The organism is Kribbella sp. CA-294648 (assembly GCF_050943845.1).
GTDB lineage: Bacteria > Actinomycetota > Actinomycetes > Propionibacteriales > Kribbellaceae > Kribbella.
On record NZ_CP191981.1, the window covers coordinates 4,852,762 to 4,875,221 of the forward strand.

Genomic DNA, 22,460 nt, shown 5'->3' on the forward strand with positions numbered 1-22,460 from the left:
CGAACAGACGATGTGACCCCACGACAACTGGCCCTGCCTACTTCGGTGAGAGGCCGGTCGGCGGTCCGAAAGGCCGTGGCTCGGGCTCTCCTGCAGCTTACCGGAGAGCGACTAGTGGAGGCCGCTGTCCCGGCCCTTGAGTCCAGACAGCATGACCATTCCATCGGCACCGAGCCGGAGATCAGCGAGCACACCAATGACGATCACGATCCGCCGGTTGACGCCGCGGATCTCGATTGTTCAGACGACGGCGAGGACGCCTGGCCCGCCCTGCCGGTGTGGATCTGGCTCGAGACGGACAAACATGAAACCTGGCAAGCGAACGCACGCCTGAGTCCGACTGACGGCGTCCCCGCCGCGACTGCCGAGGCCCCAGTATCCTCTGTAGGCCTCATCCGTTTGTGGCTGCCGGTGGTGAAGGCCCTAAGAGACCTCGAGAACGGAACCACTCGCACCAGAACTGTGCCGGTGTGGCTCCGTACCGAAGAGGACGAGAACGGGCTGGTTGCCTCATTCTCGTTCGAACGCATGGCCGGCATCACGGCAAAGCAACTCGACATCCCCCACGACGAACGATCGCTCACCGCCCTTCGTGACGGGCTGGGCGCTGCGATGATCTGGCTGACTGGTTGCGAGTCGCCGGATGCCGCGGCGCGGGAACTGATGAAACAGCCGTCGAGCACGCTGACGCCGCATGGAAAACCCGGCATCCGTGTGAACCGAAAGCCTAAGACCCGCACGAAGAAGCGCGCGCCAAACAGATCAAGCGAGCGCAAGATGGTCCTCCCGCGGATTCGAATCGTCAGCGGCGGCGCGCCCGGCTTGGGTAAGCGCCGTTAGCCCCTGTAATTCTCAGTAAGGTTGACCTCGGCTGGGACGACAGAACCCTACGAGTTGAGATGTCCCGCTCGCGAGTTCTCTTCTCGGGTGATGAACAGCTCTACCGGCGACCAGTCCGAACTAGCAGCGCTAGCCCAGCCCGATGTTCCCACGCTCGCAGTGCCGATGCCGCACACCTCCAGACGGGCGACCACCGCGCGCCCCTTTCACCGAGAACGCCACCGCGATCGATCAGGCCTGAGACATTGACGTCCGATCATCCGGCAGCGAGCCTTCCTCGCATGAGCGCTTGGAATGACTTCGACCTCGATACCAAAGTCCGCGATGCACTGACAACAGTCCCGATAGTGAACGAGGCTGGGCATCACTATGGGCGGGCGTGGATAACCACCTATCAACTAGCCATCAAGATCCACGAGCTCAACGAGGACCTCGCCGCCAGGCTCAACCTCAAAGTCGGCGGATTGGGCACAGGCGAGCAGTCGAGCCTGGCCCAGTACCTAGCAAGGCAGATCTCAGCGCAAATCAAGCGCCTCGGCAACGGCTACCCGATCGAGGGCGCCTTCTTGTCCGGTATCGCCTTGACCGAACTCAGCTTCAAGATGCACGACGGAAGCTCCCTCACCAGCAGCGTGACTGGATCTGGATACGATCTCTCACTGTTTCGACTGAGCGCTACCGGCACCCAGGCAGCAGCTACGCCACAGGTCACCTCCTCTTGAGAGGGCGGACATGAGCGCGTAACGCAACACGCTCGCGCATCGCAAGTACGAGCAGATCCAGTCCGACCGGGCGGCCCGTACAAGGAGATCCTGCAGAAGCTCACCGAGGGCGGCGACCATGTCGGCGCCGAACAGGTCGAACGCAATCAGTTTGAAGCCTCCGACGCGATCGCGCTCGGCGCCGACCCTGCCACCGCCCTCGTCGGTCACTGCGCCAACAGCCTGCTCGAGACACTGGACAGAATAGGCGCTGATGTATTCCGCCTCAGCATCGGCGTTGAGGTCGGCGAACGCCGCACCTCAGCCAGTAGTTGTCACGGCCCGGTTGCTGTTCGCCGGCACCGCTCCACTCCTCCGAAATCCCCGTCCGCTACGTCACCCGGCCCCGCCGCTGGAGCTGAAGGACCACCTAGTAGGGCAACGTGCTGCCTGAGGCACCTTCCCCACCCGTCGACGTCGTCGGCAGACCGACAGCGGCCTCCGGCTCAGGAGATGCTGCAGGCGGAGCTGCCTTGGACTCCGGGTGCCCTTGCCGCTTCCAGTTCGCGACGAGAGGTTTGATGTCGACACCGACAGCCGTACACATGCCCTTGAAATGCTCCTCGTCGCAGGTCCAGATAAAACGCAGGACCTGCCCCAGTTCGTCGGGGACGTTCGCCGAAAAGGACACCGAAGGGTTCGGTTCCTCCCGATGCGACGATCCATGCGCGAAGCGGACGATGCGCTGAGTGAGCTCCTCGGGAACTTTCGCCTGGTTGGCAGTGCTCTCGATTTTGCCCTGGAAGTCACCGCCCGTCGGCGATCTGAACGCGACGAACCCTTCAAGCAGCCGACGGGCGGCGTTACCGAGCAGGATCAGATCAGAGGTGTTGCTATCAGTCACTGCCTCAGCGATGCGATAGAAGATGTAGTGATAGTCCGTCGGCTGATTCAGCAGCTTCTCCGGCATTCCGCGAAGATTCACCCGCCGCTCACCCGCGGCGCGGTCGCAGGCTCGCATCTCTAGAAACTGGATCCGGGGGAACTTGATCTCGTCCTTGTCGTTCTTGCCGATCGCACCCCGCGAAGCCGCCAGAAGCTTCTTGTACCGCATCAAGAACATCCGGAACAGCTCGTAGTCATGGGTCAGCACCACGACCTGCCCAAACTCCTTGGTCCGCTGGTCCACCAAGGCGTACGCGGCGAAAAGAGCATCCTTGTCGAGACCGGTGACCGGGTCGTCGATCACGACAAGGTCGTTCTGCGGACTCACGCCGTCCGCCTCGAGGCTCCGCAAGAAGTACAAGAGCGCAAGAGAGTGGCGCTCTCCTTCGCTCAGATGCAGTGCCGGACCGTTGTTCCGCAGTACTTCGTAGCTCGTTCCATCCGCAGTCACTCGCAGCGATAGATGCACATGCCCGAAGGCGTCCGCGAGGTCGTCGTTGATCAGCTCCGCCATCTCGCCCACATCATGTTGCTGACTCCGCAATCTCTCACTCTCCAGCTGCAGTTGCTTGATGCGGTTCTCAAGGCGGTCTCCAGCACGTCTGGCGGCGGGCACCGCGCGCTGTACGTTCGCGTACTCAGCTCGGTATGGCTCGATCAGGTGCGCGATCAGACCGGCCTCTGTCTGCGCCCGCAGGCCGGCCTGACTCCCAACATCTGTGTTGTGGCCGGCCACCGATCCGGTCAACTCGTTGAGATCTATCGGGGCAGGTGCCGTAGGCAACGGTTCGAGAATCGGGCGGTAGGGGTCGGCCGCCCTTTCGCCGACCACCACCGCTAGTGCGTCAAGAAACGAGTTCCAGTCGTCGATAGGAACCTTGAGCTCATCGAGCGCACTTTGGTAGTCAGACCGCCGGCCAGGAAGAACATCATCCGGGGAAGGAAGGCTCTCGCGCCAGGCCGAGAGAGCGTGAGTCGTTCGGGCAAGGTCCTCCGCGGTCTGCTTCAGATCTGTCCGAAGTGCGCTTAGAGACTGGTCGAAATGTGCGGCGTAGGCTTCACGAGTCTCTGCCGACAGCACACCGTCTGTACAGAACCGGCATGGATCACCCCCGGCCGGGTGCAACGCGAGGCCGGCTTGCACCCAGTCGGCCAGCGCGCGATCGGCTTCCAGCGCTGGGCTGATCCGACTGGCCAGCTCTCGTCCGGCAACCTCGGCTACATGGGCCGCCAAGGCGCTGCCCGCGTCGGTCGGATCCGGTGGGACCGTCAGCGTCTCGAACTCATCGGCCGATAGGAACTCGACATCCGCGGTGACCTGGGTGTCAGCGAGAACCACCGCTGCCGGCTCGATCAGCGCCTTGTGTGCCTTGGCGACGGTGTAAATCTGAGTCGTGTACCGGTGTGGCAAGGCCGGGCCAAGAACGTCGAGCACTCGACGCTTGGCGTCCCCCTTGAGCTTGTCGACACGGCCGGCGGACTCCTTGCCTGCCGCCATCACCGCAGCGAGCCTTACCCGCTGCCGTTCAACCTCCTGCTCGAGTTCACGACGAGACGACTCCGCAGCGACGTTCGCGGCACCCAGCTTGAGAATTCCGGCAGAGGGGCCGTAGCCGTCGAGAAAGAACTCCAGGTGATCCTCGATGTAGTACCTGTTGAAGACATGGGCGCAGCCGCCGACGGCAGCAGACATGGCTCCTTTGCGCCAGCCGTTGTCCTCGAAGTACTCGGCCGTAAGCGCAACATCACCGCGGGCGGCCTGTCGAAGCAACTCCGCGAAGGTGGATTTGCCAGTTCCGTTGCGGCCGTAGACGAAGGTCTTGGCGCCCAGGCAGCAACCCGCGCCAGTTGTGAACAGGTCGCCAGCGATACCGCGAAAGGTTTGGTCCGGTACAACAACGCGCACCTTGACCTTTGCATTCGATGTCATGCTCTCCCCCACCACACGGCTCGGCCGTGCGTGTATCAGAGCTCGGCGAAATGGCAGCGCACCGCGGCAACCTGTCTGTACTGGTCGCGGGCGCGTCGAAGTTGCCGACGTGATGATCGGCCTCGACGCTAGATGCGTTCCTACCCGAGGAAAGCCAGTGCTCCCGAGTTCTGTCCCCCCAAGAGAACCGCTGTTGCAGCGGCGCCTCTACTGTCAGTAGCCACTATGCTCCGCAGAGGCCCGCTTGCCAAGCCCTGAACGCACTTTTAGTCACAGCGAGTACTGACAAGACAATTCCTAATTCTGTCTTTCATCCAGGGCGGCGTTGGCTAGCGTCAGGGTTCAACCGGCCCCCGAGCCCGAATGCCTCCGCGATAGATTCCACACCGTATCTTCCCGGCCGCTCCCCGGGGCCGACGGTGTTGACCGTAGTGGGCCTTCGTTCCAGTCGTGCCTAGGCAATGCTGCCGATGACCTCCAGGTCGGCGCTCATCCCGATGGCCGCCGCACGGGAGGCCACGAGCAGCGCCTCAAGGCGGAACAGCCGAAGCAGATCGTCGCCCGGATGCGCAATGAGCCTGTCGGCGTCCAGGCGCTGGTACGTCGGCTCGTTGACATGCGGCTGGACGATCACGATCCGCAACTCGTCAGAGGCGTCTCTGAGGTCCATCGCCTCGAGGAAGTCAGTGCGATCGCCAACACGGTTACCGTCAGTCCAGCAGGCGGGCTTCGAGACGGCAGGATTCTCGATCCGCCGCCTAAGCAGACTGAGGTCGGCGAAGACGAGATTCTTCGTTGCTTGCCCGGTCACGACCTCGTACGCGGACGCCGCGACACCTCTTTTCGGTGATTCGCTGTCCGCGCCCTTCACATGAATCAGACTCAGGACGCCCCCCGGACTGATGTGCAGGAAGTCGGCGATCTCTCCGGGGCCATCATCACATATGAGCCAGCCGGCACTGTAGGAGGCGCGCTCCCAGCCGAAGATCGATCGGTCCCCTTCTTTACCGATGACGGCATGAATCTCCTGGAACGACGGCCCGCCCGCCTTCTGCGGGTTCTCGACCATCGGCTTCTCCTGAGTGATGCGGCAGTCGCCGAAGTCCGCAAAGGTCCAGTTCGAGAAACGCGCCCTGGGGACGCGGTCCGTCCACATCTGCCCATTCCCGAGAACGTGGCCGGTCCGGTAGTAGACCTTCAGCAGCTCCGTGTACTCCAGCGCGTCACGTATCTCCTGGACGGGCGGCGGATCGCTCGGCTCGCCGGCCAGACCGACGTTGAGCACGCAGTTGGAGCCGTCAGCCCGCACGGTCACCTCCAGCGAGCCACTGACGGTGCCGAATCCGACATCGAGAAAGAACCCAGCCGAACCGTCTTTGCCTCGCACAGTCAAGGAGGCATCCTGCAGTAGGCGTGCCGCCTTCACTTTGCCAGAATGATCAAATGGCGACGTCAAAAGGTCCGGATCGGCGATCGAGAGATCGTACGCACCCCCTACACCAGATAGGTCGGTCACGGCACGCTTGAAGACTGGAAATGTGTCGGCAGACGCCGTGGCCCGCGTCTCCTCTAACAAGATCAGCAGCTCTTTCACAGCTGTAGCGAACGTACTCAAGTCCGCTGCTGCCTTGAACCACACCGACGACGTCCGCGGAGTCGTACCCACGGTCCCGTGCAGAACCTGCCTGTTCGGATCCTCGTCGAGATCGGCCTTGGCCGACCCCATCGCATAGTTCGAGTCCTCGATGGGGTTCAGGGCGTCCTGAAGCCGTTGCCCGCCGAGGTTCTTGGTTTCCGCGCGCTGACTGGTGCGCTGGTTCGTGCTCTGGAGCCAGAGGCCTTTCGCTTCCCCCTGCAACAATGCGCTCTCCAAGACATCCTGCGGAATCCGCCGGAACGGTACCGTCGGTTCGTCGTCCAGCCAGTTCTGCAGCCGGCGGTCGATGTCATCCTCTGTTCGTATGGCGACCACCCGATCCCGCCGAATGACGACTGTCAGGTCATGGACGATGTCGGTATAGCCACCGTGGATGTCCAACCAGGCCGGTGGATGGCTGTGCCTCCGGACGAACCCAGCAATCTGGTCAACGCCAAGGTCGGGCACTGCCGCAACACCGGCCACCTCGTCACCCGCGGTCGCGGCGACGATCTCGACCTCTCTCCCAGGCATCCGCTTGCCGGGCCGTGCGAGGAACTCCTCCAACCTCCGCATAGCCAACGCAGGATCATCAGTCGCGCACTCGAGCACGACGACGCTCACGTGCGGTCGTAACGCTCCCCACGGAACCGACGGCAACTCAGGCACCAGCCACCCCCACCCTCCACGCCCACCCCTGTGCATGGCCGAATACTCGCAGCGACAGGTAACAGTATGTAAGCGCCCAACCGACATGTCACCCCCTGTGATGCTCGGGCGTGTAAGCATGTGGCTTGTGCCGCCCGCAGATACCAGTCAGGAGCAGTCATGCCACGACAGGCAAACCGTCTGTCTAATGCAGTCCTTGCCTACTTGCAGTTGGAGCAGCAGGGACGTCGTACCCCTCAGCAGTACTTCGGCTTCTTGGACCAGGTTCCGGAAGTCTTCGGCGAGGACCTCGCTGGCTCAGGAATCCCACCTGAGTCGATTTTGACCGACCACGACGGTCGGATTGTGGGTGGCTACACACCGACACGCGCCTTCTCAGATGTCGTCTTACTCAATGACGACGGCATCCCCTTCGTAATGATCGAACTCAAGTTCAATCTCCGATCCGTCAGGAGCATGGCGCGAGTGGACGACGTTGTCGCCGGCGCGGCCAACCTTGCGAGGGCATTCGATGGCCCGCACCGCGCGCCGTACAGACCCTGCCTCGCCGTGGTCTACATGCTAGGAACCAAAGGAGAGGCATACTCAGAAGGTGACCCGCCAGGTAAACCGGTGCGGTACATCGCGGACGCATTCTCGAACATGCTGGCGGACGGTCTGCTCGATGCGGTCTGTTTCCTGGCTGTCGACACCGCCAAGAATCGGGTCTACGAACCTGTCGCCGAGCAGTCCTTCGAGGCCTTCATGCGTCGGATCGAGGGCTTCGAAACTACCCGTCGGGCGACGAGCCCCAATCAGTCACTCACCGCGATCAACCTAGGTCGGGCGTTTGCCCATGGTGATGTCGAGGGTGTTCTGTCAGGGTTGACCTCTACGGCGCAGGGCCTGTCAGCCGCAGAAGGTGCTGTCGTCAAGGAGCGGCGCCGCATCGTTGCCGAACTTCAGCAACTCGCCCTGGCCCCCGATGCCACCGAGACCAAGATGCACCGGTCTATCGGCTCGCGCTACTGGCTGTTCGGCGGCCAATACGTCGGTGTCGCCGAGCGACGGACTCTGGTCCCGTTCGACCAGCACGACATCCCATTGCTGTGTGCGGATGGACGCCTGGAGGTCATCGAGCTGAAAGGGCCCGAAGTCGACCTCGTGACGCGGCACCGGAACCACTTCATTGTGACCGACGAGATCCATCAGGCCGTTAGCCAATGTCTGAACTACCTGCGTGCTCTCGACGAGCTTGGCCCAGCCATTAGCGTCCAGTACAAGAGCGAGTTCGGCATCGACTTCGACTTCCGTCGCGCCACCGGTGTGGTCGTCGTCGGCCACCCCGAACGCGAGTCGCGCTCGGGTGCGACCCGCCAGCAGATCGACCAGACCATCCGCTCCTACAACGCCCACCTCAGTCGGCTTAAAGTGCTGACGTACGCCGATCTGCTCGGGAGTGCGGAACGAGCACTACGTTTCGCCGCCGAATAGTCAGCACCCGAAGCAAGCTGTGCAACGAGATACCCCATCGCGGCTCCCGGTCAGTTCCAGAAGACGACCAACCATGAGCACCGCCGGTAGCTCGCGAACACCAGGTCCCGTACCGGCAAGCGCTACTGCGCATCTGTGACAGGTGATGGATCACCGTCGGCTGCAGATGAGGATTATGGGGTTCGACCTGAGGCTCCTCATCGAGATCGAGGCGTGTGGTTAAGGTGCGTGTTGCTCCTCGGACACGCGACTTAACGGGTCGACCTCGACTAACTGGTCGACGTGGTGATAGACCAGCGAGAGCCTCAGCGCTCCGTACAGCTGGCTTCTCTCCTCTGGTTCCGCTCGATCAAGAGCCCGGGCCATATCCCCCAGCTGATCGACGTACCCCTCCAGTTCCTCCCCTGGACTCCTCGACTAACTAACCGACAAGTCAAACCAGGCGAGCTGGTCAGGCGGTGCCGGAGTTGCCGTATACGGAGACGTGGACGTGGTCCTCGTGGTTGGCGGTGGCGCCGCCGCGGTCTCCCATCGAGCGCCAGCCTTCACTACGGCGCTGGACCGTCCAGATGTTCTGCCTGTAGATCAGTTCTTTGATGCCGAGCTTCTTATAGTTGGCGCGTAGCCAGTCGGCGACTTCTTGGCCTTCGGAACCGCTGACCATTACATCCAGCCCCCGGCCACTGGAGTGCTCGCTGCCGGAGTCACCCGAGCGCAGACCACCGTAGGAGGTGATGTTGGGGAACTTGTTGCAGACCGCCCGATGGACCCGGACGGCATCGGCGGTGAGGCCGTTCTCGACCGAGGAGCCCGACTTGCAGGCTTCCTGCGAGACGCCGCCTGCGACCGGCTTTGTCGCGGACAGGTACTGCGCCTTCACCCAACGGACCACGCCATCGCGGACGATCTGAGCCCAGAGCCCATCCACTTTGCCCGTGACGGCGACCTTGCTGCCTTTCTCCAGGACAGTCAGCAGGCTGCCGGCGCCGCCTGCCGCGGACCAGACGTTCACGTCGGTGGTGGTGTACTTGCTGCCCTCAATCTTGACCGGCGGAAGGTTCTTCGCACCCTCCGCCGCCCTCGTCTTGGCCGAGGTCGTCGGGATCGGAGCTTGCTTCTTCAGGTGCTTCGCGACGGGTGAAGTCTTCGGGGCGCGTTTGGCAACGAGCGTCAGCTGGACCGCGCGGTACGTGGACTCACCGGCGTGAGTCGTCCGATGCCGGGCAGGAAGCGGCCAGTGGCAGCAGCGTAGTCGCGGTAGGTGGCGCCGTGGGTGGCGAGCAGGTAGGGCTCTTCGACGACCCGGACCTGTAACTGGAGGGCGATCAGCAAGACCACGATGCCGGCCAGAGCGATGAGGTTCGGAGTCAGCAGGGCCAGTCCGATGCCAGTGATGGCCATCGCGGTGAAGACGGGGTTGCGGACCAGGCCGAAGGGGCCGGTGATGATCAGCGTGGTGGTTTCTGTGGCGTCGACGCCGACGCGCCAACTGGCGCCCATGGCGTACTGCGTGATGACGGTGGCGATAATCCCGGCGACCGCGGCCGCCCCTCCAACGGTGGCGATCGCTGTGTGCTCGAGCGGGTCAATGGGGTCGAGACCTGCCAGAGCAGCGACGGGGCCCAGCAGTCCAGCTAGCAGCGCGAGGGCGAACAGGATCCCGGCCCACCAGCGTGTGCTGCCGGGCCGGCCAGACAGGCCGCGGAAACCTGAGTCACCGGTGCGGCGGAGTTGCAGCACCGTGCGGATCACGAACGCGATACCGAAGTAGATGCCAAACAGGATCAACGCGAGAACAGCCATGACGACGGCTCGCCTTAGTCGCAGCAGCCGTCGGTGCAGGCGCCGTCGCTGCACCCGCAACTGGCGGAGCCTTCGGCAGTGGCGCCGGCTGCGATGGGTGAGCAGCAGCCTTCGCCGCGCCAGGCTTCGAGTCCTTCGCGGACCGCGACACCGGCGATGATGAGGCCCGCGATCGGGTCGGCCCAGCCCCAGCCGAGCGTGGCGTTGAGCACGAGGCCGATCAGCAGTACGGCGGACAGGTAGGTGCAGAGCAGGGTCTGGGTGGAGTCGGCGACGACGGCGTTGGAGCCGAGGGCTTTGCCGGTACGGCGCTGGGCCCAGGACAGGAACGGCATGATGATCAGCGAGGCGATCGCCAGGCCGATGCCGACCGGTGAGGTTTCGGGGTCGGCGCCGGTGATCAGGGTCCGGACCGACTCGAACCCGACGTACGCCGCCAGCGCGAAGAAGGAGAACGCGAGCAGCCGCAGGGCCTGCTTCTCGCGGGTCTCGGGCAGCCGGTGACGGAACTGCCACAAGATGATCAGGCCGCTGGAGACCTCGACGACCGAGTCCAGGCCGAACCCGACCAGCGCGACCGACCCGGCGACAAGTCCGGCGGTGATGGCGATGACGGCTTCGATCAGGTTGTAGGTGACCGAGGCACCGGCCAGCAGTTGCGCGCGACGGCCGAGCTTGCGGCGAAGCTCCGGGTCGGCAGTCCAGGTACTGCTTGTCGGGCCGGGCTGTACCGGCTCCAGTGACAGCTCCAGCCGGGAACCAGGCCCAGGCGGGGTGGTGGCGTGGTCGTGGTTACTCATGCCGTCACCTCCGTCTGCTGGCTGGTCTGGCCGTAGTTCGGGCAGAGCGCGACCGCGTCACCCGTCAGACCGAGCAGCCGCTCGGCCGCCGACAACAGATCCAGCGTCGCCTCGGGATGAGTCAGGCTGAACATCGACGCACGCCCAACTGGACGCGACTCCACCAGGCCGCAATCACGCAGGCAGGCCAGGTGTTTGGAGACCGTGGACTGTGCCAGGCCGAGGTGTTCGGTCAGGTCGACCACGCGGTGCTCCCCCAGCGCCAGGTGCCGCACGATGGCCAGCCGGGAGGCGTCGCTGAACCCATTGAACAAACAGGCCGCGACCGACAGCGCGGCTGTCTCGTCGACCACCGCGGGCCTCGCCTGCAACTGAACGTCAACCGGTGTCTTCATCGCCATACAGCGATGTTATCGGCTGAAGGTCTTGTTGTGAAGTCAGCCGCCTGCGGCCGCCGTGGCGGCTGACGGGGAAGGGTCAGGCCGCGACGAACAGGCCGGTGAGGTACATGATGAGGAGGCCTGCGGACAGACCGCCGGCGGTGGCCGGGTCGAGGATCCGGCCGGTGTGGGTGCGCAGGCTGGGTGCGAGCTGCGTGACGACCTGGATGATGGCTCCGACTCCGAGGCCGAGGAGGAGCGACGAGAGCGCGGCGTTGGTGACGGTCGCGCCGGCTACCGCCCCGATGATCGCGGGTGCGCCGGCCAGCAGGCCGAGGTAGAGCAGCCGGCCCGGGGCGGGGCGATGCCGCGTGAGGGGTGTGACAATCGCCAGGCCTTCGGTCGTGTTGTGCAGGGCGAACCCCACCACGAGCGAGGTTCCCAGGGCCAGCTCGCCGACCGCGTACGCCGAGCCGATCGCGAGCCCTTCGCCGAGGTTGTGCAACCCGATTCCGATGGCGATCATCAGCGCCAGCCGGTGACCCGGTACCGCGGGATCGGTCTGCTGCGCTGCCCGATGGCGGAGGAATCGATCCACGGCCGACAGGGCGAGAAATGCCAGCCCGGCGCCGAGGAAGACCAGTACTGGACCGCCGAACGCGCCGGCGGGCTCAGCCAGTTCCAGGCCCTCGAGGGTGGCATCGACGGCAAGGAAGGCGAGCAGCCCGACCGTCAGTGCCAGCAGCGTCCGGACCGCGGTCGGACCCGCACGACGCAGTACCGGCAGGAGCGCCATGCCCAGGACGACCGGGATGATGCCGACGTAGGTTCCGAGCAGAGCCATCAAGCCCAGCAGGCTGCCTCCGGTCTCCGGTGTCGCGACCGCGGCCGGGATCTCATGCTCGATCACCGCGCCGGTGGAGGTCAGGATCGCCACCCGGTAGGGCTGACCGTCCTGCCAGGGGAAGTCCAGCCGGACGGTGTCCGCGCCCAGCCTGCCGAGCGGCTGGACGGCGCCGGCGAACGAGACGAAGACGTCGTTCACCGTGACCTGGGCGACCTGCACCGGATCCGGTCCGGTGTTCCGTAGGTTGAGTTCGATGGCGCCGGGAGACAGCACGGTCCGTTCGACTGTCAGTTGTTCGACCGGCGGCCCGGCGCGGTCGGGCAGGCTACGGCCGCCGACGAGCAGTACGACGGCGAGAACCGCGGCGACGGCTGCGATGGTCGCGGTGGCGAGGAGCCAGAGCGGCAGGCGTTGCCGTGAGCTGGGCCTGGTCATGGCGTCACCTCGAAGAACCCCATCCAGCCGAGGTCGGCGAACTCGCTCTTGTGGGCGTGGAACATGTACTTGCCCGGATGCGGGAACCGCAGTTCGCAGATGCCGCGCTGCCCTTGGGCCTGGACCACGGTGTCGGTGTACTCGCTCGGTTCTAGCCGGGTGCCGGTCGGGTAGTAGTCGAAGAAGTTCCCGTGCAGGTGGAAGCTGTTGATCGGGTCGTACTCCAAGACGTTGACCAGGTAGATCCGGACCAGCTCACCGCGCTTCACCCGAATCGGCTCGTGCATGTAGTGGAACGGGATTCCGTTGACGGCGTACAGCTGGTTGCCCTCGGCATCGAACGTGGTGTTGTAGCCGTGCATCACCATCACCAGCTCGTCGGCCGGCGGCCGGGGCTGCGGTGGGTCGATGATGAACGTCCCGTACAGACCGCGCGCGATGTGCTCGGCCAGTGGTCCGACGTGGCAGTGATACAGGTGCAGGCCGAACGGCTCCGCGTCGAACTCGTAGACGAAGTCGGCACCGGGCTCGATGACACCGCGGCCGATGCCGGGCACACCGTCCATCTCGGCGGGGTGGATGCCGTGGAAGTGCATCGTGTGCGGATGAGCGGAGGCGTTCACGAACCGCACCCGCAACCGGTCGCCGGCCTGGCAACGCAACGTCGGTCCCGGGACCCGCCCGTTGAACGTCCAGGCCGGGAACCGCACACCGGGCGCGACCTCGATCTCGCGGTCGGACGCGAAGATCTCCCACTCCCGCAGGACCCGCCCGTTCGGCAGGCGCGACACCTTGCCGTAGTCGAAGTCGCGCAGCACCTTGCTCGGATTGAACCCGTTCCCGACATGATCGACCCTGTTGCCGCGGAACGCCGGGCCGTTCACGCCGGCGCCGTGGGCTGATGAGGAGTGGCCGTGGTGGTCGGCCGGCGGGGTGGGATCTTCTCCCCCGGTCAATAGACGGGCAGGTACGGCGCCGAGCGCAACGCCCGCGCCACCCAGCAGAACCCGACGGCGAGATGTGGAGGCCATCAGATGCGCTCCCCGTGCACAGTCTCGGTAAGCAGCGGTCCGAGCGCGTGGCGCTGCTTCCCGACCCGCACCCAGAGCGGGCCGCCGAAGGGCTCACGGCGCACCACCTCCAGCACCGCGCCCGGCCGGATGCCCCGATCGGCGAGATAGCGGAGTACTTCGCTGTCGTCGTCGGCGACACGATCGACGCGGAACCGGCGGCCGACTGCCGCATCGGCCAGCGGGGTCGCCCACGTCTCGCTGTGCTCACCCGTCCGAGACGGGATCGGATCACCGTGCGGGTCATGCGTCGGGTGTCCGAGCAAGGCGTCGATCCGCGCCTCGAGCCGGTCGCTGAGCGCGTGCTCGAGCACGTCGGCCTCCTCGTGGACCTCGTCCCAGTCCAGCCCGAGAACCTCCACCAGGAACGTTTCGACCAGCCGGTGCCGACGGGTCACCTCCGTGGCGTGCCGCTCCCCATGCGCGGTCAGGCGGACGTGCCGGTTCGACGAGCGCGTCACCAGACCGCTCGCCTCCAGCCGCTTCAGCATCACCGAGACCGTCGGCGGCGTCACCCGCAACTGCTCGGCGAGCACCGAGGTGGTCACCACCGAGTTCCGCCCGGCCAGTTTGAAGATCGTCCGCAGGCAGTCCTCGACCGCCTCCGTCTGCGCAATCTCACAGCAATCGGCCGACTTCGTATGAGCAATCACACTGGCAGATTAGATCACCCTAATAGCCTCGCCAAGTGGCGGGCCTGCCGGGCGGTGGTCTCATGACCGCTTGTCCGCGGTGCGGAACAGGGGCGCCAAACGGGTGGCTAGACTGATGGCAGTGTGACCGGCGGTGGGGCTCGCCGGACCCGAACTGTCGCCGTTCGCGGTGGCCAACAGTCCCTACCTGTCCTTTCCGCGCGGCTGTCCGCCGCCCGGAAGCCGCGTTCAGGTAGGAGGCTCCGGCCAGTGCAACGAATCGATCCATCCTCGCTCGAACCCGTCGACCCCGACGTCGACCTACGCGCCGCACGTCGGACGCGATCGGGCAGTGATCTGGCCGTGGTCGGCGCTGTCGCCCTGGGCGGCATGATCGGCGCGGCCGCCCGCTACCTCATCGGCCAGGCCTGGCCCACGCCGTCGAGCGGGTTCCCGTGGGCGACGTTCACGATCAATGTCACCGGCTGTGCCCTGATCGGCGTACTCATGGTGCTGGTCACGGATGTGTGGCAGCGGCAGCGACTGCTGCGGCCGTTCCTCGGCACCGGTGTGCTCGGCGGCTACACCACGTTCTCCACCTACACCGTCGACATCCAGCACCTCCTGACCGGCGGCCACCCCGGCATCGCGCTGAGCTACCTGGCCGCGACCCCCGTCGCGGCACTCGTCGCGGTCTGGCTCACCGCGCACACCACCCGCAGGCTCGTCACCCGGAGGTTCGCCGAAGGACTCGCCGTACTCGACAACTGCGAGGCCATCCGCTGCGTCGGCCGCGACCTCGATCACACCACCTCGGTCGAAACCGCCCAGGCCGAGGCGCGGGAGAACCGATGACGCTGCTGTTCGTCGTCGCCGGCGCCGCCATCGGCGCCCCGCTGCGATACCTCACCGACCGCGCCGTCCAGGCCCGCCACGACACCGTGTTCCCCTGGGGAACCTTCACCGTCAACATCGTCGGCTGCCTGATCCTCGGCGCCGTCGCCGGAGGCACCACCGCCGGCGACGTGCCGCATCAACTGCAGTACCTGATCGGTACCGGGTTCTGCGGCGCACTCACCACCTACTCCACGTTCTCCTACGAGACCCTGCGGCTGCTCGAGCACAACGCGAAGTTCTTCGCCGCAGCCAACCTCGCCGCCTCCATCGTCGCCGGCCTCGGAGGCGCCTTCATCGGCGCCGCCATCACCCAGGCGCTCTGACCATGACCACCCAAACGCACCAGCACCCATGCCGGGTGGTGAACACGTCGCGGTGACCTTGCGCGACCGCGGCCGCCACACGCGCGGGTGCCTGATGGAGCTCGTCAGCGCCGCCGCGGGAGGACTCTCATCGCGAACTGCCCGCCAGACCCCGGCGCCAGCGACAGGGGCTCTTGTCCATCACCGCCGCCGTGATCCGCGCCACCAATTACCCTCTCGACCGCGACGACCTGCTGGCAGCAGCCCTGGTCGGCTCCGGCCCCGACTGGTACGAAGTCGAAGCCCGCCTCGATCCCGACTGCAACGCCGGCCTGCAAGGCGGTGTCGGCGGTGACTTCGACGACCACTTTCGGCTGGACCTTGAGCTTGACCGTCCGGCCGATCACCTCGAGCTCCCTGCCGCGGTACCGGCCGCAAACGAGGATCTCGGGGTGCTGCAGAGACCCAGTGACGGCGCCGACGACCGCCTCGACGGTGTCGCGGTGTTTCACCTCTTTGAGGGTCGGATTGTGTGGCGCATTGTCGTGCTGAGGGTGTTGATCAGTCGGTGCGCGACACCCATGTCGAGCCGTGGAGCTGCCGGGGTCGACGGAAAGCAGACTTCTGAATGGGGCCTCGGGGCTTGCGGTTCGCGGCATGAGAGCGCACCCCGCTCCTCTGCCACAGGGCTCGTCCTGTACGGCGACAGTTGCGCCAGCGCGCGCTCGTCAGCCGGGCCGTCCGAGGTCACCTGGAGCGCAGGGATACTGCCGACGACCGCCCATCTGGGCGGCCGTCGGGTTGTTGTGGCTGCGGCTCGAACGGGCTCAGGAGTCGTCGCTGAAGGTTCCGCCGAAGATGTCGGAGTTGCCGAAGGTCGCCGGGCAGTCGTTGTTGGGTCCCGGGCGCAGTTCCGTGGAGTGTGTGGACGGCAGTTCGGCTGCCGCGTTCGGGTTCTTCTTGCTGTCTCCCACAATGGGTTCGGTGGTGCCGGCCAGGACGTCCTCGACGAACGCCTGCCGGTAGGTGTTGATGGCCGGGCAGACGGCTCCGTCGCGCATGTCGTTCCAGACCGCGGAACCGTAGTCCCGCGTGGCGACGGCGTAGTTGTAGTCGCCGAGGAACTCCGAGGTCAGGCTGTTGGCGCTGGATGCGCGCCCGTCTCCTACTGCGCCGCGCAACAGTGTCGTGAACGCGAGGACGGTGTGAGCCGTGCCTGCGATGTCGGCGTGCCGGACAACTCCCAGCACCCGGCGCGCGGAGGTTGTGTCGCTGCGCCACGGGTCGAGCCAGGCGTTGTAGACCAGCCACGCGTCGGTGCCGTCGGGCGAGATCGCCACCGCCGGGAAGTTGGCTCGGTCGCTACCCTCGCTCACTGCCACCTTGCCCGTGTAGGTCTCGCCCCCGTTGGTCGAGTTCACCAGGAAAGCCTTCTCGAGGTTGGTTCCCTGACTGTCGTCGGACCAGGTGAGCAGGATCTGGTCGGTCGCGTCCGCACCGGTCGGAGCACCGTTGGCGATGTCGAACGACGGGAAGGTGTTGGTCCGGGCGCCCGCGATGCCGTCAATGGTGAACCGGCCCTGCGCCGGGTCGAACTGCCCGATTCCGCCGAGCCCCGAAACCACGACCCTGGGACGCTCGAAGTTCCGGCCCCCGTTGAACGACCGGGCCTGGAAGAACACGCCCTGGCGCGTGCGGATGTCGGTGCCGACCCACACCACGTAAACCACGCCTTGGCTGTCGGTCCGGATGGCACAGCCCTGCCGGCCACCGGTCTGGTTGTTGTTGGTCGCCGCGGTCAGCTGGCGCGTGGTCCACGTGTCGCCGCCGTCGGTGGACCGAGCGAACAGCACCGGTTCGGCTCCGGCGGCCCCACGGAATCCGACGTTGCAGACGTAGGCGTTGCCGAAGTGAGGGCTGGTCTCGGCGTTGTCGGCCCAGATCTGCTCCTTGTCGCTGAACAGGGCCTGGTTCTGCCTGGTCACAACCACCGGGTCCATCCAGGCGTCGTTGTCACCGGCGATGGCGCCCGCCACGTCATCGGTGCGGGACACCGCGATGGCTGCAGCGCCGGGAAAGCCGGGATTGCCCGGGAAAGGAGTGGCGATGTTCGCGTAGTACAGCCGCTGCCCGTTGGCCCAGGAGAAGTTCCCCGAAGCGTCGGGAACGGGGCCGAAGACCAGTTCCGGGTCGCCGTTGGAAACCATGCCGTTGACGTCATAGTGGGGCAGCGTGCCGATCGGGCCGTTGGGATCGGGCACGCAGCCGGTGTCGCCGGCCGGGGGTTGGCCCGGCGCGACGTCCGGTGCGCCGAGGCAGGACGGTGTGACGCGCGCCGAGAAGCCGGTGTACGTCGGTTGCGTCCACGTGCGGCCGGAGTCGGTCGAGAACTGAACGCCGGACACCCCCACGCCCGGAGTGAACGGACACGTGCGGTCATCGCCGGCGTTACACGCCTCCATGTCGATGTTGTCATTGGCTCCCGCCGCGAGTATCGCGGGATTGACCGGGTTAACCGCCAGACCCGGCTCGTTCTGCTTGTTCTGCGAGAACAGCTGGTCATTACTGCCAACGGTGACTTCCGTCGACCCGCCGGGTGTGATCGGCGCGGCCTGCGCCGGCACCGGCACCAGTAGTGCTCCGACTGCCGCGGCGACCGTCGCGGCGACGTTGATCCTGCGCATGACGCTCCTCAGATAGACGGGATCGTTCTGCGCGGCGCGCCTGGCTGCCCCGAGCACCGGCCAGGTGGTCGCAACCTCTCACTCTCGTCCGCTCCCGGCACCGCGACAAGATGCAGACCCCATCCAGAAGACGCGGAGCAGCAGAAGACGCCAGGCAAGGCCAGCCAGCGTTCCGCGCGGTCACTTCCTGTTATCGGCTGATCCCGTTGAGGGAGCGGCGTGCGTCAGCGCACCACGACCCGGTGTGTCGCGGTGATCCAGCTCTGTCAGGGGACAGTTGCAGGGGCGACCAACCGGCCGCGAGAGACTCCAGCCGGGTGCGGCGGGCGGTCCAGCGCATCGGGCGCACGTCGACACTGTCGACCCCCAACGTCGAAGGCGACGAACGACGCTGGCGGAGCGGGTGCGAGGCGGCGCCGCACGGTCGCAGCGGTGTTAGCCATCCGCTGTTGCAGCGCGTCGAAATCGAGCCGGTCACCGGTCCACACGACCAGTTCGCCGTCGAGCACGCAGTCGGCATCGACCTGCGCGGCGAGTGCGGCCTGGACCTCGGGGAGCTTCACGGTGAAGTCGTTGCCGTTACGAGACCACAACCGGACCTAACCGCCGCGGCACACCGCGACGGCGCGGCTGGTTGACTGAACTCTTCAGCGCCGGTTGGCGCTCCGGCGGGTGGTGCGGAGAGAGTGTGCGGATGGCCGTCGCGGAGCCGGGCCGTGTCGTGGAGTTGGAGTGGGGTAGTCCAGGGCGCGACATCTAGTGCGTGCCGGCGGAGGCGACGCACGCTGCGAGGTCCTGGCGTAGCCGAAGCTGCTGTTGCGGGGACAAGGGTGCGAACAGCTGCTTCTCGACCGCGCGGACCGCGATGCTGGCCCGGCGCAAGACCCTCTGTCCGTCCGGGGTGAGTTTGCTCGGGAGCGCGCGTCCGTGGGGTGCCTGGTCGGGCCGGGTGAGCAGCCCACGCTCTTGTAGCCGGCGGAGCACCAGGTTCATTGACTGTCGGGTCACGAAGGCGCGGCGGGCCAGTTCGGAGTTGGAAAGCCCCGGGTCTTGCCCGAGCAGTTCGAGGCAGGCGTACTGGGGGACGGTCAGGTCCAGAGGGCGCAGTGCCTCGTCCATCGCGCTGCGAAGTGAGGCATGCAGTTGCTTGAGGACGTACCCCACCGAGAGCCCGAGTTCACCGACTGCCTCTTGTTGCATGTCAGCATTTTGACATAAGGTTCATGTCAGCACACTGACATAGGAGGCAACGGTCATGGCCGGCAACATCACGTACTTCGAGGTGCCCAGCAGCGATATCGAAGCGACCCAGCGGTTCTGGGGCTCGCTGTTCGGCTGGAAGTTCCGCGAGGGCAACTTCCCGGGCTACTCGATGATCGACGGACCCACGCCCATGGGCGGTGCACCCCACGAGGAGCCGTCGCGGCACCCACGGATCTTCTTCGCCGTCGAAGACCTCCGCGCAGCGATAGCGAAGGTGCGGGAACTGGGTGGCACCGCTGAGGACCCCGTGACTATTCCGTCCGGCGCGTTCGCCCACTGTGTCGACGATCAGGGCGTGGAGTTCAGCCTTTCCCAGGAGCCGGGAGAACAGGCTTGAGTGAGACCGCCACTCGGCTGAGCGCCAGGTCGTCAGGCCTGGTCAAACCGCTGCTGCCGCTGGCGGTGGCGACGTTCGCGGTCGGAACCGACGCGTTCGTGATCGCGGGACTCCTACCAGCCATCGCCGCGGACCTCGACGTGGGTCTCGCCGCGGCCGGCCAACTGGTGACCGTGTTCGCGTTGACGCTTGCGATCGGGGCGCCGGTTCTGAGTTGGCTGCTGAGCTCACTGGATCGCCGCAGCGCACTCCAACTCGCGCTGGCCGTGTTCGTTGCCGGGAACGTCGCGACCGCGCTGAGCCCGAACTATCCGACCATGATGTCGGCTCGGGTTCTCACCGCCCTGGGTGCGGCAACGATCACCGCCACGGCATCAAGTGCGGCTGTCGCGATCGCGCCTGAGGAACGACGCGGCCGCGCGATGGCCCTGGTCATCGGGGGTCTGACACTGTCGACCGCGCTGGGCATGCCGTTGGGCAACTTGATCGGCAGCGTCGATTGGCGATTCACACTGTGGGCCGTTGCTGGACTGGGGGTCCTCGCCTCCATCGGAGTCTCGGTGTCGCTACCGAGGGTTTCGCTCCCAGCCGTCAGCCTGACCGCCCGTCTCGCGCCGCTGCGCCAGGTCAAGGTACTCACGATCTTGGTGACGACGGCGTTGGTCATGGCCGGGCACTACACCGTCTACACGTACATCGGCGCGATCACCGCCGATGCCACCTCCGACTCCTTCGCCCAGGCGCTCACCCTGATCCTCTTCGCCTGGGGCTTCGGCGTCCTGGCCGGCAACTTCCTTGCCGGATTCTGGGCGGACAAGCGCTCCGGGCTGGGAGTCGCGGTAGCCGCACTCGGCGGCGGTACTGTGCTGCTCGCGGTCAGCCCACTCACGGTCGGCCATCTGGTGATCGTGATCGTCTGGGCTGTCATCTGGGGAGCGACCGACGGGATGGCCTCGGTGGTGCAGCAACACCGACTGGTGACGATCGCGCCCGCCTCAGCACCATTGCTGTTCGGGCTCAACTCCTCAGCGATCTATCTCGGCGTCGCGGCAGGAGGCATCCTCGGCGGTGTGTCTCAGGAGTGGTTTGTCATCACCCTGCTGGGCGTTCCCGCGGCCGCCATGGCCCTGCTCGCCACCCTGATGACCGTCGCCGAAGGCCACGAAACCCGCAGAAGCACCCACGACCGTCACTGAACCGCACCAAGCCACGACCTGCGCACGCCGGCTCACCACCCTCATGCCGAGACCGAACTGCCGCATTGACTGGTTCAGTGAAGATAGCCGTCCCACTTCAACTCATACCGCGACCCGCCGGGCATTGCGCCCCGCCCGGGCAGCGCTTCCTCGGCCCGGGCCAGCTCCAACCCGACCGGCCCGAGCAGCTCGGGCGCCAGCTTGCTCACTGGACAGTGCTGGCCTCGGGCAAGCGGCTGGCACCACACCACGCGAGCCGCGGATCCGTTGCCGGACCATCTCATCGATACCGTTGCACCCACGCAGCAGCCTTTGCCAAGATCGGGGTTGCATCCGGTACTGGGGTACAGGTTTACCGTCTGACTATGTGCACCTCAGACGCCAACGCTTCCCCTGCCGGCCTGGACTGGGTTCCGGAATCCTGCACGCTACCGACAGCCGAGCAACCGATCCGGGTTGCCGAGTTCGACGACCTGTTCACCGCCTCCGTCCGGGGCGCGCAGCGTGTCGATCGGACCACGCTGCGGCTGACCGTTGCCGCCGACGCCGAGGCCCAGGCGCGGGACCTGGCCGGCCGGGAGAGCAGCTGCTGCTCGTTCTTCGGGTTCGACTTCGCCCCCGCTGGCGAAGCGGTGACCATGACGGTGACGGTCCCGGCCGCGCACGTCGCGGTGCTGGACGCGTTCGCCGCCCGCGCCGCCGCCGCCGCCGCTGCCGGACTGAGCGCACCGGTAGCCGGCTGACATGGGCACCACCACCGAGGGAGGTTTGCGGTCGGGGCAGGTCGCTGACGCGGCCGGTGTGAACCTGCAGACGCTGCGGTACTACGAACGCCGTGGCCTGCTGTCCGAACCCGACCGCAGCCCTGGCGGTCACCGCCTCTACCCACCGGAGGCGGTGACGGTCTTGCGGGTGATCAAGGCCGCGCAGCGACTCGGCTTCACCCTGGAGGAGATATCCGACCTGCTCGAGGCCGGCCGCCACCGCCACGGCAAGAAACCAGACGAAGGCCTCCAAGCCCGCGTCCGGGACAAGTTGGTCGATGTCGAGGCCAAGATCGCCGACCTGACCGTTATCGCCGCGTCGCTGCGGACCGCGCTCGACGCCGGATGCGACGACCTGATCGACTGCGCCCACAGCCCAACCTGTCCCCTGCCGTTCGCAGACCTCGCCAGCACCACGCCCACTGGCAAGCATCTGCAGCTGGTCGAAGAATCCGAGGACAACCGTGGCTGTTGCTGACCCGACTCCAGCAGGCAAGACCCGTCGACCGTGGCGAGTGCTCGGCGCCGGAGCGATGGCGGTCGGTGCCTGCGCGGTGTGCTGCGCGGGACCGGTGCTGGCCGTCCTCGGTGGATTGTCGATCGCCTCGTTCGCCGGCGCCGTGTGGGTCCCGGGCCTGGCCCTTGTGGCGGTCCTGGCGCTGATCGGCGTGGTCTGGGTGCTGCGCAAGCGCCGCCGCACCAGCTGTGCTGCGGACAGCGGACCGGTCGACCTCGGTATGCCCGCGCCGTCGGCACGGGCGAGCGAGAGCGACCACCTACCGGTGGATACGTTCTGATCCATGACGATCGCCAAATCCATCGCACTGTTCGGGCTGGCCGCTATCGCCGAGATCGG

At 66.0% G+C, this 22,460-nt stretch carries 24 protein-coding genes; 10 read left to right on the top strand and 14 right to left on the bottom strand.

The window, feature by feature from the left end; translation table 11 throughout:
- Positions 1 to 114 precede the first annotated feature (114 nt).
- The gene (locus ACQPYM_RS23005; protein ID WP_433003298.1) at positions 115 to 840 is read left to right on the top strand and encodes a hypothetical protein; all 726 of its coding nucleotides are present in this window, start codon (positions 115 to 117) and stop codon (positions 838 to 840) included.
- A 281-nt stretch (positions 841 to 1,121) separates the two neighbouring features.
- The gene (locus tag ACQPYM_RS23010; protein WP_433003301.1) at positions 1,122 to 1,562 is read left to right on the top strand and encodes a hypothetical protein; all 441 of its coding nucleotides are present in this window, start codon (positions 1,122 to 1,124) and stop codon (positions 1,560 to 1,562) included.
- 409 nt (positions 1,563 to 1,971) lie between these two features.
- Here ACQPYM_RS23010 and ACQPYM_RS23015 read toward each other — a convergent pair whose 3' ends face one another.
- Together ACQPYM_RS23015 and ACQPYM_RS23020 are read right to left on the bottom strand one after the other, a co-directional pair.
- Positions 1,972 to 4,416, bottom strand: a complete 2,445-nt coding sequence (locus tag ACQPYM_RS23015) for an AAA family ATPase (RefSeq protein ID WP_433003304.1) — start codon at positions 4,414 to 4,416, stop codon at positions 1,972 to 1,974.
- A 454-nt stretch (positions 4,417 to 4,870) separates the two neighbouring features.
- Positions 4,871 to 6,676: a hypothetical protein gene (locus tag ACQPYM_RS23020; RefSeq protein ID WP_433003307.1), complete on the bottom strand. Its 1,806-nt coding sequence runs from the start codon at positions 6,674 to 6,676 to the stop codon at positions 4,871 to 4,873.
- A 204-nt stretch (positions 6,677 to 6,880) separates the two neighbouring features.
- Between ACQPYM_RS23020 and ACQPYM_RS23025 the strand changes: the two genes are divergently transcribed.
- Positions 6,881 to 8,194, top strand: coding sequence for a Shedu anti-phage system protein SduA domain-containing protein (locus ACQPYM_RS23025; RefSeq protein WP_433003310.1), 1,314 nt, complete (start codon positions 6,881 to 6,883; stop codon positions 8,192 to 8,194).
- Positions 8,195 to 8,645: 451 nt separating this feature from the next.
- Here the strand turns inward: ACQPYM_RS23025 and ACQPYM_RS23030 are convergent, their stop codons facing one another.
- The 7 genes from ACQPYM_RS23030 to ACQPYM_RS23060 form a co-directional block, all read right to left on the bottom strand.
- Complete coding sequence (locus ACQPYM_RS23030) at positions 8,646 to 9,206, bottom strand: SH3 domain-containing protein (protein ID WP_433003313.1); 561 nt, start codon at positions 9,204 to 9,206, stop codon at positions 8,646 to 8,648.
- Between the two features lie 158 nt (positions 9,207 to 9,364).
- The gene (locus ACQPYM_RS23035) at positions 9,365 to 9,997 is read right to left on the bottom strand and encodes a methyltransferase family protein (RefSeq protein WP_433003316.1); all 633 of its coding nucleotides are present in this window, start codon (positions 9,995 to 9,997) and stop codon (positions 9,365 to 9,367) included.
- A 14-nt stretch (positions 9,998 to 10,011) separates the two neighbouring features.
- Positions 10,012 to 10,797 (bottom strand): cation diffusion facilitator family transporter, encoded by a 786-nt coding sequence (locus ACQPYM_RS23040; protein WP_433003319.1) that lies wholly within the window; start codon positions 10,795 to 10,797, stop codon positions 10,012 to 10,014.
- Positions 10,794 to 11,192 (bottom strand): ArsR/SmtB family transcription factor, encoded by a 399-nt coding sequence (locus ACQPYM_RS23045; protein ID WP_433023361.1) that lies wholly within the window; start codon positions 11,190 to 11,192, stop codon positions 10,794 to 10,796. Before ACQPYM_RS23045 ends, ACQPYM_RS23040 begins: the two co-directional genes overlap by 4 nt.
- 82 nt (positions 11,193 to 11,274) lie before the next feature.
- A complete protein-coding gene (locus ACQPYM_RS23050; RefSeq protein WP_433003322.1) occupies positions 11,275 to 12,459 on the bottom strand; it encodes a ZIP family metal transporter in 1,185 nt (394 codons plus the stop codon).
- Positions 12,456 to 13,490 carry a multicopper oxidase domain-containing protein gene (locus ACQPYM_RS23055; protein ID WP_433003325.1) on the bottom strand — a complete coding sequence of 345 codons (1,035 nt, stop codon included), beginning with the start codon at positions 13,488 to 13,490 and terminating at the stop codon, positions 12,456 to 12,458. The genes ACQPYM_RS23050 and ACQPYM_RS23055 overlap by 4 nt, the downstream gene beginning before the upstream one ends.
- Positions 13,490 to 14,182: a metal-dependent transcriptional regulator gene (locus tag ACQPYM_RS23060; RefSeq protein WP_433003328.1), complete on the bottom strand. Its 693-nt coding sequence runs from the start codon at positions 14,180 to 14,182 to the stop codon at positions 13,490 to 13,492. Before ACQPYM_RS23060 ends, ACQPYM_RS23055 begins: the two co-directional genes overlap by 1 nt.
- Positions 14,183 to 14,431: 249 nt before the next feature.
- On the opposite strand from ACQPYM_RS23060, the gene crcB (ACQPYM_RS23065) reads away from it, so the two are divergent.
- Complete coding sequence (crcB, locus tag ACQPYM_RS23065) at positions 14,432 to 15,016, top strand: fluoride efflux transporter CrcB (protein ID WP_433003331.1); 585 nt, start codon at positions 14,432 to 14,434, stop codon at positions 15,014 to 15,016.
- Entirely contained in the window at positions 15,013 to 15,381 is a 369-nt protein-coding gene (gene crcB, locus ACQPYM_RS23070; RefSeq protein WP_433003334.1) for a fluoride efflux transporter CrcB, read from the top strand. Before crcB (ACQPYM_RS23065) ends, crcB (ACQPYM_RS23070) begins: the two co-directional genes overlap by 4 nt.
- 104 nt (positions 15,382 to 15,485) lie before the next feature.
- Here the strand turns inward: crcB (ACQPYM_RS23070) and ACQPYM_RS23075 are convergent, their stop codons facing one another.
- From ACQPYM_RS23075 to ACQPYM_RS23090, 4 genes are all read right to left on the bottom strand, one after another.
- A complete protein-coding gene (locus ACQPYM_RS23075) occupies positions 15,486 to 15,872 on the bottom strand; it encodes a hypothetical protein (RefSeq protein WP_433003337.1) in 387 nt (128 codons plus the stop codon).
- A 315-nt stretch (positions 15,873 to 16,187) separates the two neighbouring features.
- Complete coding sequence (locus tag ACQPYM_RS23080; RefSeq protein WP_433003340.1) at positions 16,188 to 18,044, bottom strand: sialidase family protein; 1,857 nt, start codon at positions 18,042 to 18,044, stop codon at positions 16,188 to 16,190.
- A 266-nt stretch (positions 18,045 to 18,310) separates the two neighbouring features.
- Positions 18,311 to 18,637 (bottom strand): hypothetical protein, encoded by a 327-nt coding sequence (locus tag ACQPYM_RS23085; protein ID WP_433003343.1) that lies wholly within the window; start codon positions 18,635 to 18,637, stop codon positions 18,311 to 18,313.
- Between the two features lie 163 nt (positions 18,638 to 18,800).
- Positions 18,801 to 19,244 (bottom strand): MarR family winged helix-turn-helix transcriptional regulator, encoded by a 444-nt coding sequence (locus ACQPYM_RS23090; protein WP_433003346.1) that lies wholly within the window; start codon positions 19,242 to 19,244, stop codon positions 18,801 to 18,803.
- Positions 19,245 to 19,299: 55 nt separating this feature from the next.
- Between ACQPYM_RS23090 and ACQPYM_RS23095 the strand changes: the two genes are divergently transcribed.
- A complete protein-coding gene (locus ACQPYM_RS23095; protein ID WP_433003349.1) occupies positions 19,300 to 19,644 on the top strand; it encodes a VOC family protein in 345 nt (114 codons plus the stop codon).
- The gene (locus ACQPYM_RS23100; RefSeq protein WP_433003352.1) at positions 19,641 to 20,840 is read left to right on the top strand and encodes an MFS transporter; all 1,200 of its coding nucleotides are present in this window, start codon (positions 19,641 to 19,643) and stop codon (positions 20,838 to 20,840) included. The genes ACQPYM_RS23095 and ACQPYM_RS23100 overlap by 4 nt, the downstream gene beginning before the upstream one ends.
- Before the next feature lie 74 nt (positions 20,841 to 20,914).
- Here ACQPYM_RS23100 and ACQPYM_RS23105 read toward each other — a convergent pair whose 3' ends face one another.
- A complete protein-coding gene (locus ACQPYM_RS23105; RefSeq protein WP_433003355.1) occupies positions 20,915 to 21,049 on the bottom strand; it encodes a hypothetical protein in 135 nt (44 codons plus the stop codon).
- Between the two features lie 156 nt (positions 21,050 to 21,205).
- Here ACQPYM_RS23105 and ACQPYM_RS23110 point away from each other — a divergent pair, with 156 nt between their 5' ends.
- From ACQPYM_RS23110 to ACQPYM_RS23120, 3 genes are read left to right on the top strand one after another with little or no spacing between them, the layout of a single operon-like run.
- Positions 21,206 to 21,583 (top strand): hypothetical protein, encoded by a 378-nt coding sequence (locus tag ACQPYM_RS23110; RefSeq protein WP_433003358.1) that lies wholly within the window; start codon positions 21,206 to 21,208, stop codon positions 21,581 to 21,583.
- 1 nt (position 21,584) lies between these two features.
- Positions 21,585 to 22,082, top strand: a complete 498-nt coding sequence (locus ACQPYM_RS23115; RefSeq protein WP_433003361.1) for a MerR family transcriptional regulator — start codon at positions 21,585 to 21,587, stop codon at positions 22,080 to 22,082.
- Positions 22,069 to 22,401 (top strand): hypothetical protein, encoded by a 333-nt coding sequence (locus ACQPYM_RS23120; protein ID WP_433003364.1) that lies wholly within the window; start codon positions 22,069 to 22,071, stop codon positions 22,399 to 22,401. The genes ACQPYM_RS23115 and ACQPYM_RS23120 overlap by 14 nt, the downstream gene beginning before the upstream one ends.
- Positions 22,402 to 22,460: the final 59 nt, after the last annotated feature.